This is a genomic window from Acidisphaera sp. S103 (assembly GCF_009765975.1).
Taxonomy (GTDB): Bacteria; Pseudomonadota; Alphaproteobacteria; order Acetobacterales; family Acetobacteraceae; genus Rhodopila.
In genome coordinates, this window is sequence record NZ_LMUJ01000037.1 from 1 (window position 1) to 854 (window position 854).

Below are 854 nucleotides of genomic sequence, written 5' to 3' on the forward strand. Positions count from 1 at the left end.
TGACACCGGTCCCAATGGTGGCGCCAGTACGGCCGACGCAGTCACACTGACGAGCCCCGATTCCGGCCTTTTCTACCAGACGAACGTGGCGGGCACCTACACCTTCAGCGTATGGGTACGGTTGATCAGTGGCGATGGTGATTTTGCTCTGAACTACTACAACGGATCGACCAACACCGACGTCACACAAACCGAACTCGCCACCGGAACGTGGCAGCAGGTCAGCCTGACCTTCACCGGCGACGGCAATACCTTTTCAAACGTCGCGCTGATGCACGATGTTGCGCAATCGACAACTGGTACGTTTGAATTCTGGGGGGCACAACTCAATCCGGGGTCTACGGTTGAGCCTTACGTTCCTACCAGCGGCAGCCCTGTCACCACCACCGTCAACGTCACCGTCCCGATCGTCGTGGGTTCCACGCTCACCGTTGATGTCACGGGCAATACCCCGGTGGCGGCGCCGGATACGGCTTCGGTGGCTGAGGGCGGCACGTTAATTGCCACGGGCAATGTGCTTGCCAACGACACGGACGGTGCAGGCAAGACGCTAAGCGTTGCAACGATAGATGGCATCGCCGTGAACGGCACAACGACGATCGGGGGGACCTACGGCACGCTCGTTATCCAGCCGAATGGGCAGTACACCTACACCCTTGCCGACAGTCAGGCGAATGTGCTCGCCTTGACCAATGGCCAAACGGTGCAGGATATCTTTACCTACACGGCTTCCGACGGGAATATCTATACCCAGGCGGCGACACAGACAGTCCAGAACCTGATCCCGCAATCCGAAGCCTTCGACGATCCGATCTGGGTACGATTTAGCTCGGCCAATAATCCGGTGGTGACAC

1 protein-coding gene is annotated in these 854 nt (G+C 58.7%); it reads left to right on the forward strand.

Annotation, left to right across the window (positions count from 1 at the left end; all coding sequences use genetic code 11):
• The coding region (locus tag GSQ89_RS10005; protein ID WP_216856096.1) for an Ig-like domain-containing protein at window positions 1-854 on the forward strand (854 nt) is incomplete at both ends.